Raw genomic sequence first — 9,052 nt, 5'->3', positions numbered from 1 at the left:
CTCGGCGAAGGCACGGCGATGGCGGTCGGGGCCTGCCTGCTGCTGGAGTACGGCGTGTCCACCGCGGCGGTCGCCGTGGGATGGTCGCAGTACGTCAACCAGCTGCTGCAGAACCTCTTCGGCTGGCAGCTCCCGGTGCAGCTCTCGCAGGCTCCCGAGCAGGGCGGCATCGTCAACATCCCCGCCGTGATCGTCATCGTGCTGTGCTCGCTCCTGCTCCTGCGCGGGGCGCGTGAGTCGACGACCGTCAACAGCATCATGGTGGTCATCAAGATCGCCGTCGTGCTGTTCTTCTGCGCCGTCGCCTTCACCGGGTGGAACGCCGACCACTTCCACGACTTCGCCCCCGCGGGATTCGCCGGGATCGTCGGAGGGGCCGGAATCATCTTCTTCTCGTTCGTCGGTCTCGACGCCGTGTCGACGGCCGGTGAGGAGGCGAAGAACCCGAAGCGGAACCTGCCGCTCGCCATCATCTTCGCGCTGCTGATCATCATCGCGCTCTACGTGCTGACCTGCATCTCCGCCCTCGGCGCGCAGGCTCCGGCTGCGTTCGCGAACCAGGACGCCGGCCTGTCCGCCATCCTGCAGAACATCGTCGGCTCCAGCTGGCCGGGAACCATCGTCGCGATCGGCGCGATCATCTCGATCTTCTCCGTCACCCTCGTCGTCCTCTACGGTCAGACGCGCATCCTGTTCGCCATGTCGCGCGACGGGATGATCCCGAAGGTGTTCGCCAAGGTCAACCCGCGCTCGATGACGCCGGTGCAGAACACGGTCATCGTGATGATCGCGACGAGCATCCTCGCCGCCGTGATCCCGATCGACTTCCTCGCCGAGATGACGAGCATCGGCACCCTGGTCGCGTTCCTCGTGGTGTCGCTCGGCGTCATCATCCTGCGGGTGCGCGAGCCGCACCTGGAGCGCGGATTCCGGCTGCCGCTGGGCTGGACCATCCCGATCCTGTCGATCGTGGGCTGCATCGCGATCATCACGCAGCTGCGGCTCATCACCATCGTCGTCTTCCTGATCTGGACTGCCGCCTTCCTCGTCTTCTACTGGTTCTACGGCCGCACGCACTCCGCCCTGCAGGCGGGGCGGCCGGTCGTGGAGTCCGAGGCGCCGTACACGAGCAACTTCGGGCAGCCGAGTCGCAGCGAGATCAGAGCGGCCGCCGAGCGCAGGAAGGCGGGCAGGAAATGAGCATCGTCGTCGGGGTGGCTCCCGCGCATCGGTCGGCGTCCGCTCTGCACCTGGCGGCGATGCTCGCACGCTCGTCGGGCGCCGACCTCGTCGTGGCCGCGATCGTGCCGCCCGCCTGGCCGACCACGGCGGGAGGCGCCGACGCGGAGTGGCGCGGCTTCACCCGGGAGAACGCGGACAGCGCACTCGACCACGCCGCGGCCGTGCTCGGCGGGTCGATCCGGGCCGAGTATCTGCTGTACGAGGCGCCGTCGGCCCGACGCGGCCTCCTGGAGCTGGCGGAGCAGCGCGGGGCGTCGCTGATCGTCGTCGGTTCCGCCGGCGGGGGAGAGCCCGGGCGGATCGCGCTCGGCTCGGCGAGCGACACCCTGCTGCACGCATCGCCGGTCCCCGTCGCGATCGCGCCGGCCGGGTACCGCACCGAGGAGGACGCGCGCGTCGGCCGGGTCACCGCCGCCTACCGCGGCACCGGCGCCTCGGCCGACCTGGTGTTCGGGGCGGCCGAGGTGGCCGCGACGGTCGGCGCGGACCTGCGGGTCGCCTCCTTCGCCGTCGTGCCCCGCGACTCCGGCACGTCGGGCGCCGGTTTCGACGCCGAGGTCGCGATCGCCGACACCTGGGCGGCGGACGTGGAGAAGCATGCGGCGTCGGTGGTCCGCCAGCTGTCCGAACTGCCGGACGCTCCGGCCGTCTCCGATGTGGCCGTGGGACGCGGCGAGACCTGGGAGGACGCGCTGGCGGACATCGGCTGGCAACCGGGCGAGCTGCTCGTCGTCGGATCCAGCACGCTCGGCCCCATCGCGCGCGTGTTCCTGGGCTCGCACGCCGCCAAGATCCTGCGCCACTCGCCTGTGCCGGTCGTCGTCGTGCCGCACGGACTCCACGGCCGCGAACGGGACTGATCCTCCGAAGCACCGCACCAGAACCGGACCGAAAGACGCACCGATGACCCACCCCCTTCTCGATCTGTTCCCGACCGGCGCCGCCGTCGACCCCGACGGCACGCTCGTCGTCGGCGGCTGCCGGGTCGACGACCTCGCGCGCGAGTTCGGGACCCCCGCGATCGTCGTCGACGAGACCGCCCTGCGCGCCAGGGCGCGCGAGTACCGCACGGCTCTCACGTCGCGCCGCGCCAACGCCCGCGTTGTGTTCGCGTCGAAGGCGTTCCCGGCGACCGCGGTGCAGCGGGTCATGGTCGAGGAGGGGCTCGGCCTGGATGTCGCGGGCGGCGGCGAGACCCTCGGCGCACTGCGCGCGGGAGTGGATCCGGCGCTCGTCGTGATGCACGGCAACGCCAAGACGACGGAGGAGCTGCGGATCGCGGTGGAGGCCGGGATCGGCCTGGTCGTCGTCGACAACGCGGACGACGTCGACCGGCTCGAGCAGCTGGTCGCGCCGGGACGCGCGCAGGGCGTGCTGGTCCGGATCGTCCCCGAAGTCGAGTCGTCGACGCACCCCGCTGTGCAGACCGGGCAGGTGGGCTCGAAGTTCGGGCTGACCGCCGCCGCCGCGCGCCCCCTGATGGCGCGCATCGAGGCCAGCCCGCTCCTGGAGCTGCGAGGCGTGCACGCCCATGTCGGGTCGCAGATCATGGACCCGGCGGAGCTCGCGGCGGCCGTCGCACCGCTGGCCGCCCTGGGCGCGTTCCCGGTCTACGACCTGGGCGGCGGACTCGGCGCCCGGTACACGACCGCCGATCGGCCCGCGACCGTCGACGAGTACGTCCAGGCGCTGCTCGCGGCGGCCGACGAGCACCTGCCCGCCGACGCCGAGATCATCATCGAGCCCGGCCGCAGCATGGTCAACGGGTCGGCGTTCACGCTCTACACGGTCACGACCGTCAAGCGCGACGCGCGGAACTTCGTCGCCGTCGACGGCGGCATGGGCGACAACCTGGAGGTCGCGCTCTTCCAGCAGCGCTTCGAGGCCGTCCTCGCCGGCCGCATGCACGACGAGGACGAGGAGGAGGTCGTGGTGGTGGGCCGGCACTGCGAGTCGGGGGACGTGCTCATCGACCCGTTGCGGCTGCCGGTGTCCCGGGTCGGCGACCTCCTCGCCGTCCCGGCCACCGGCGCGTACACGCACACCATGGCGAACAACTACAACGGCTACCGGCGGCCGCCGGTGGTGTTCGTGCGCGACGGCGAGGCGCGCGCCGTCATCCGGCGCGAGACCTGGGAGGACCTCTTCGACCGCGACGTGTGAGGGGTCGACCTGGAAGGGCCGTCACATCCCCGGCGGCGGTCCCGTGCTCGCCCGCACGATCAGCTGCGGCGCCGGATGTTCGATCGCGGGCGTCTCGATGCCCTCGATCGCGGCGAAGAGCACATCCATCGCGCGGGCGCCGATCCAGGCGAACTCCTGTCGGATCGTCGTCAGCGGCGGCGCGAAGTGCTTCGCCTCGGGGATGTCGTCGAAGCCGACGATGCTGAGGTCGCGCGGGATGGACATCCCCAGTTCGGTCGCGGCGTGGATCAGGCCGAGCGCCATCTGGTCGTTCGATGCGAAGACCGCGGTGAAGTCGGGATGCTCGAGGAGGCGGAGCCCCACCTCGTAGCCCAGATCGGCCGTCCAGTCTCCGAGCAGCGGCGCGGTCGCGGGGAGGTCGTGGTCGGAGAGCTCGGCGAGGAAGCCGTTCATGCGGTCCTCCGCCTCCTTCCAGTCCTGCGGGCCGGCGAGATGGCGGATGCGCGTGTGCCCCAGCTCGATGAGGTGCCGCGTCGCGAGGCGCGCGCCCGCCTCCTGGTCGATCGAGACGGTGTGGCCGCCCTGCTCGTCCGCCCAGTGCAGATTCACGGACGGCACCCGGATGGCGACGCGTTGCAGCGCCTCGTGCGCGCGCTGCTGCGGAGCGATGATCACGACGCCCTCGACCCCGTGGGTCACCAGTTCGTCCAGCGCCGCCGAGATGCTCGCGTCGTCCTCCCGCTCGAGTGTCGCCGACAGGATCGCGTAGCCCCTGGCTCGGGCGGCGTCGTCGATCGCGGCGGCCGCGCTGAACGGTCCGTAGTGCGACCGGGCCGAGACGAGGACCCCGATCGTCCTGGTCTTGGAGGTGGCCAGCGCTCGCGCGGCACTGTTCGGCCGCCACGCGTTCTCGTCGATGACCTTGCGGACCACGGCCTCGGTCGACGGCTTGATGTAGCGCTCGCCGTTGAGCACGCGCGAGACCGTCTGACGGGACACCCCGGCGAGGCGGGCGATGTCCCGGATCGAGAGCGGCCGCTGATCGCCTGTGCTGCGGTCTTCCATGCATCCTGTCCCGTGAGGAGCACGGCGCCACTGCCACGCTCGATCGATGTGCTGATCATATTGCGCATCCTGTGCGTTCCGGCTCGCCCCTTCTTCGGTCGCTTCGCCGCGATCCACTTGACGGGATCGGGGAATGGCCATATCGTCTAACACGTTCTGGGACCGGTCACATATATCGGATGCGGTCCAGCATACGACGAGGGAGTCACGGATGTCAGCACTCTGGCCGCACAGCCGCGGCGCCTGGTGTTGCACATCGCCCCGTCGAACGCTGGAGGCCGCACTGCCGACGGTTCCCGGTCCGGCGAGTCCGTACGCATTCGGCGTACCGGTCGCCTCATCGCTCGAAGGGGAATCACAGTGAAACTCAAGAAGGTGGCTTTGGCCGCAGTGGCGTTGGGCGCCGTGATCGCGCTCGCCGCCTGCACCGGAGGCCGCGGCGGCGACGCCGGCGGCTCCGGCAGCACGGACAACAAGGGCGCGCTGGTCGGTGTCGCGATGCCGACGAAGGTGTCGGAGCGCTGGATCGCCGACGGCAACGCCGTCAAGGCGGACCTCGAGAAGAACGGCTACAAGGTCGATCTCGAGTACGCCAACAACGACATCCCGACCCAGGTGCAGCAGATCAACACGATGATCACCAAGGGCGCGAAGGTGCTGATCATCGCCTCCATCGACGGTGGTTCGCTGACCGACCAGCTCGACGCCGCCGCGAAGGCCGGCATCAAGGTCATCTCGTACGACCGCCTCCTGACCGGTGACAAGAACGTCGACTACTACGTCTCGTTCGACAACTACAAGGTCGGCGTCTACCAGGCCAACTCGCTCCTCACCGGCCTCGGCGTGCTCGACGCCAGCGGCAACAAGACCGGAGCCAAGGGGCCGTTCAACATCGAGGTGTTCGCCGGAAGCCCGGACGACAACAACGCCACGTTCTTCTACAACGGCGCGATGGACACGCTCAAGCCCTACATCGCCGACGGCACGCTGGTCGTCAAGAGCGGCCAGACCAACTTCAACCAGGTCGCGATCCTGCGCTGGGACCCGGCCACGGCCAAGGCCCGCATGCAGGACCTGATCGCCAAGTCGTACTCGACCGGGGCGACCGTGCAGGGCGTGCTCTCGCCCTACGACGGCCTCTCCGACGGCATCCTGAGCGCACTGGAGGGCGCCGGCTACGGACAGGGCGGCAAGCAGATCCCGATCATCACCGGCCAGGACGCCGAGGTGGCCAGCGTCAAGCAGATCATCGCGGGCACGCAGTACTCGACGATCTACAAGGACACCCGCAAGCTCGCCAACGAGGCCGCCAAGATGGCGAACGACCTGCTGACGGGCAAGAAGCCCGAAGTCAACGACACCAAGAGCTACGACAACAAGGTCAAGGTCGTGCCGAGCTACCTCTTCCAGCCGGTCGTGGTCACGAAGGACAACTACCAGAAGGTCCTCGTCGACAGCGGCTACTACAAGGAGTCCGACCTCAAGTGACGTCGACGCGCTCCCGGGCGGCCCGCGCCGAGCGGGCCGCCCGGGACGCACCCGAGCAAGGGAAACCATGACCAACACGATTCTCGAGATGCGCAACATCTCGAAGTCCTTCCCCGGCGTGAAGGCGCTGCAGGATGTCTCCATCAGCGTGGAGGAAGGCTCCGTCCACGCGATCTGCGGCGAGAACGGAGCGGGCAAGTCCACGCTGATGAAGGTGCTGTCGGGCGTGTACCCGCACGGCACGTTCGAGGGCGAGATCGTCATGAACGGCGAACCCGTCGAGTTCCGGTCGATCAACGACTCCGAGGCCGCGGGCATCGGCATCATCCACCAGGAGCTCGCCCTGTCGCCCTACCTGTCGATCGCCGAGAACATCTACCTCGGCAACGAGCGGCAGAAGCGCGGATTCATCGACTGGAACGAGACCAACCTCGAGGCCGCCAAGCTGCTGGCCCGCGTCGGCCTCCACGAGAACCCGATCACCAAGATCAAGGACATCGGGGTCGGCAAGCAGCAGCTCGTGGAGATCGCGAAGGCGCTGTCGAAGGAGGTGAAGATCCTCATCCTCGACGAGCCGACGGCGGCCCTCAACGACGACGACTCGGCGCACCTGCTCGACCTGATCCGCCAGCTGCAGTCGCACGGCATCACGGCGATCATCATCAGCCACAAGCTCAACGAGATCAAAGCGATCGCCGACCGCGTCACGATCATCCGCGACGGCCGCACGATCGAGACGCTCGAGATGGGGAAGGAGGCCAGCGAAGAGCGCATCATCAAGGGGATGGTGGGCCGGGATGTGGCGAGCCGCTTCCCCGATCATGTGCCGCACATCGGCGAGGAGCTCCTCCGGGTCGAGAACTGGACGGTGCACCACCCGCTCGACCGCACCCGCAAGGTCGTCGACGATGTCAGCTTCACCGTGCACGCGGGCGAGATCGTCGGCATCGCCGGACTCATGGGGGCCGGCCGCACAGAGCTCGCGATGAGCATCTTCGGCCGCAGCTACGGCGTCGGCATCAGCGGCCAGGTCTACAAGCGCGGCAAGCCGATCTCGGTCAACACGGTGTCGAAGGCGATCGAGAACGGGCTCGCCTACTCCACCGAGGACCGCAAGCACTTCGGGCTGAACCTGATCGACAACATCCAGCGCAACATCTCCATCGCCGCCCTCGACAAGCTCGTCAACTGGTTCAAGTTCGTGAACGAGCACCGGGAGTCGCTGGTCGCGGAGGAGTACCGCCGCTCGATGAACATCAAGACGCCGAACGTGCTCACGCTCACCGGCAAGCTCTCCGGCGGCAACCAGCAGAAGGTCGTGCTGTCGAAGTGGATGTACTCCGATCCGGAGGTGCTCATCCTCGACGAGCCGACGCGGGGCATCGACGTCGGCGCGAAGTACGAGATCTACACGATCATCGACCGGCTCGCCGACCAGGGGAAGGGCATCGTCGTCATCTCCTCCGAGCTGCCGGAGCTGCTCGGCATCTGCGACCGCATCTACACGCTCAGCGAGGGCCGGATCACCGCCGACGTGCCGCGCGAGAAGGCGACGGCCGAATACCTCATGCAATTCATGACCAAGGAACGCGAGAAGAACAACCGATGAAACCGCTCACCAAAGCACTCAACTACCTCGCCGGGCAGCTGCGTCAGATCGGGCTGTTCATCACCCTGATCGCCATCGTGGTCTTCTTCCAGATCGCGACGAGCGGGATCACGCTGGCGCCGATCAACGTCTCGAACCTGATCGTGCAGAACAGCTACATCCTCATCCTCGCGATCGGCATGGTGATGGTGATCATCGCCGGCCACATCGACCTGTCGGTCGGCAGCGTGGTCGCCTTCATCGGTGCGATGGCCGGCGTGTTCATCTCGCAGTGGCATCTCCCGTGGCCGCTCGCGGTGTTCTTCTGCCTGGTGCTCGGAGCGCTCGTCGGCGCCTGGCAGGGCTTCTGGATCGCGTACTTCGGCATTCCGGCGTTCATCGTGACGCTGGCGGGCATGCTCGCGTTCCGCGGCGCCGCGCAGATCGCGCTCGGCAACCAGCAGATCTCGTTCTTCCCCAAGGAGTTCCGCGCGATCGGGTCCGGGTTCCTCCCGGCCTTCGGCACGACGGGCTACGAGCCGCTGACGATGATCCTCGGCCTGCTGGCCAGCGTCGCCATCCTGTACACGTCGATCCGTCAGCGCGCCGTTCGACGCAAGTACGACCTCGAGGACGAGCCGCTGTGGTGGTTCACCGTCAAGCTGGTGTTCCTGGTCGCGCTCGTGCTCGTGATGACCCTGCTGCTCGCCAGCTACAACGGCACGCCGATCGTGCTGATCATCCTCGCGGTGCTGGTGGTCGCCTATTCGGCGGTGATGAACCGCTCGGTCTTCGGCCGTCACATCTACGCCATCGGCGGCAACCTGCAGGCGGCTGCGCTCTCGGGCGTGAAGACGAAGCGCGTGACGTTCCTCCTGTTCGTCAACATGGGTGTGCTGTCCGCGGTCGCCGGGCTCGTGTTCACCGCGGGGCTCAACCTGGCGAGCCCGAGCGCGGGCAACGGGTTCGAACTGGACGCGATCTCCGCCGTGTTCATCGGAGGTGCGGCCGTCACCGGCGGCATCGGCACGGTGACCGGTGCCATCATCGGTGGTCTGATCATCGGCGTGCTGAACAACGGCATGTCGATCCTCGGAGTGGACAGCGACTACCAGCTGCTCATCAAGGGTCTGGTGCTGCTCGCCGCCGTGGCGTTCGACGTCTACAACAAGCGCCGGTCCGTCGGGCAGTGACCCGGCGGGCCGCCGCGGCGGTCACACGGTGGCGGTGCGGATGCGGACTTCGCGCTCCATGCGCTTCTCGTGGCGCTCCCTGCCCTTGAGAGCCTCGAGTTCGCGGCTCTTCGGGGGTGCGTTCGTGACCAGCTGGTCGAGCATCCGGCGCGTGGCCTCGGCGATCTCGTCGATCGCCTGATCGAAGGCGGCGGCGTTCGCACGGGACGGGCGCGTGGAGCCGCTCACCTTGCGGACGAACTGCAGGGCGGCCTCGCGCACCTCGTCGTCGGTGGTGGGCGGTTCGAAGTTGTGGAGGCAGCGGATGTTCCGGCACATGCCGTGACCATAC

8 protein-coding genes are annotated in these 9,052 nt (G+C 68.2%); 6 read left to right on the top strand and 2 right to left on the bottom strand.

The window, feature by feature from the left end; translation table 11 throughout:
* The 3 genes from Q0Q23_RS13585 to lysA all read left to right on the top strand — a co-directional run.
* On the top strand, positions 1 to 1,200 hold a 1,200-nt coding region (locus Q0Q23_RS13585; protein WP_295124783.1), incomplete at its 5' end, for an amino acid permease.
* On the top strand, positions 1,197 to 2,102 hold the full coding sequence (locus Q0Q23_RS13580) for a universal stress protein (protein WP_295124779.1): 906 nt from the start codon (positions 1,197 to 1,199) through the stop codon (positions 2,100 to 2,102). The genes Q0Q23_RS13585 and Q0Q23_RS13580, both read left to right, overlap by 4 nt.
* Positions 2,103 to 2,145: 43 nt before the next feature.
* Entirely contained in the window at positions 2,146 to 3,405 is a 1,260-nt protein-coding gene (lysA, locus tag Q0Q23_RS13575) for a diaminopimelate decarboxylase (RefSeq protein WP_295124776.1), read from the top strand.
* A 21-nt stretch (positions 3,406 to 3,426) separates the two neighbouring features.
* Here lysA and Q0Q23_RS13570 read toward each other — a convergent pair whose 3' ends face one another.
* Positions 3,427 to 4,452 (bottom strand): LacI family DNA-binding transcriptional regulator, encoded by a 1,026-nt coding sequence (locus Q0Q23_RS13570; RefSeq protein ID WP_295124771.1) that lies wholly within the window; start codon positions 4,450 to 4,452, stop codon positions 3,427 to 3,429.
* Positions 4,453 to 4,812: 360 nt separating this feature from the next.
* Here Q0Q23_RS13570 and chvE point away from each other — a divergent pair, with 360 nt between their 5' ends.
* From chvE to mmsB, 3 genes are all read left to right on the top strand, one after another.
* On the top strand, positions 4,813 to 5,940 hold the full coding sequence (chvE, locus tag Q0Q23_RS13565; RefSeq protein ID WP_363316253.1) for a multiple monosaccharide ABC transporter substrate-binding protein: 1,128 nt from the start codon (positions 4,813 to 4,815) through the stop codon (positions 5,938 to 5,940).
* Positions 5,941 to 6,007: 67 nt separating this feature from the next.
* Positions 6,008 to 7,549, top strand: a complete 1,542-nt coding sequence (gene mmsA, locus Q0Q23_RS13560) for a multiple monosaccharide ABC transporter ATP-binding protein (protein WP_295124768.1) — start codon at positions 6,008 to 6,010, stop codon at positions 7,547 to 7,549.
* Entirely contained in the window at positions 7,546 to 8,721 is a 1,176-nt protein-coding gene (gene mmsB / locus Q0Q23_RS13555; protein WP_295124765.1) for a multiple monosaccharide ABC transporter permease, read from the top strand. The genes mmsA and mmsB overlap by 4 nt, the downstream gene beginning before the upstream one ends.
* Before the next feature lie 21 nt (positions 8,722 to 8,742).
* Here the strand turns inward: mmsB and Q0Q23_RS13550 are convergent, their stop codons facing one another.
* On the bottom strand, positions 8,743 to 9,039 hold the full coding sequence (locus tag Q0Q23_RS13550) for a DUF2277 domain-containing protein (protein ID WP_295124762.1): 297 nt from the start codon (positions 9,037 to 9,039) through the stop codon (positions 8,743 to 8,745).
* Positions 9,040 to 9,052 lie beyond the last annotated feature (13 nt).

Source organism: uncultured Leifsonia sp. (genome assembly GCF_945957465.1).
GTDB lineage: Bacteria > Actinomycetota > Actinomycetes > Actinomycetales > Microbacteriaceae > Leifsonia.
The sequence above is the reverse complement of the archived record's forward strand: the minus strand, read 5'-3'. Positions and strand labels throughout refer to the sequence as shown.

What these genes read in the sequence shown, in the direction of transcription:
- mmsA (WP_295124768.1), top strand. Translation starts at nt 6,008, where the DNA reads ATGACCAACACGATTCTCGAGATGCGCAACATCTCGAAGTCCTTCCCC.
- lysA (WP_295124776.1), top strand. Translation starts at nt 2,146, where the DNA reads ATGACCCACCCCCTTCTCGATCTGTTCCCGACCGGCGCCGCCGTCGAC.
- Q0Q23_RS13570 (WP_295124771.1), bottom strand. Translation starts at nt 4,452, where the DNA reads ATGGAAGACCGCAGCACAGGCGATCAGCGGCCGCTCTCGATCCGGGAC.
- Q0Q23_RS13550 (WP_295124762.1), bottom strand. Translation starts at nt 9,039, where the DNA reads ATGTGCCGGAACATCCGCTGCCTCCACAACTTCGAACCGCCCACCACC.
- mmsB (WP_295124765.1), top strand. Translation starts at nt 7,546, where the DNA reads ATGAAACCGCTCACCAAAGCACTCAACTACCTCGCCGGGCAGCTGCGT.
- Q0Q23_RS13580 (WP_295124779.1), top strand. Translation starts at nt 1,197, where the DNA reads ATGAGCATCGTCGTCGGGGTGGCTCCCGCGCATCGGTCGGCGTCCGCT.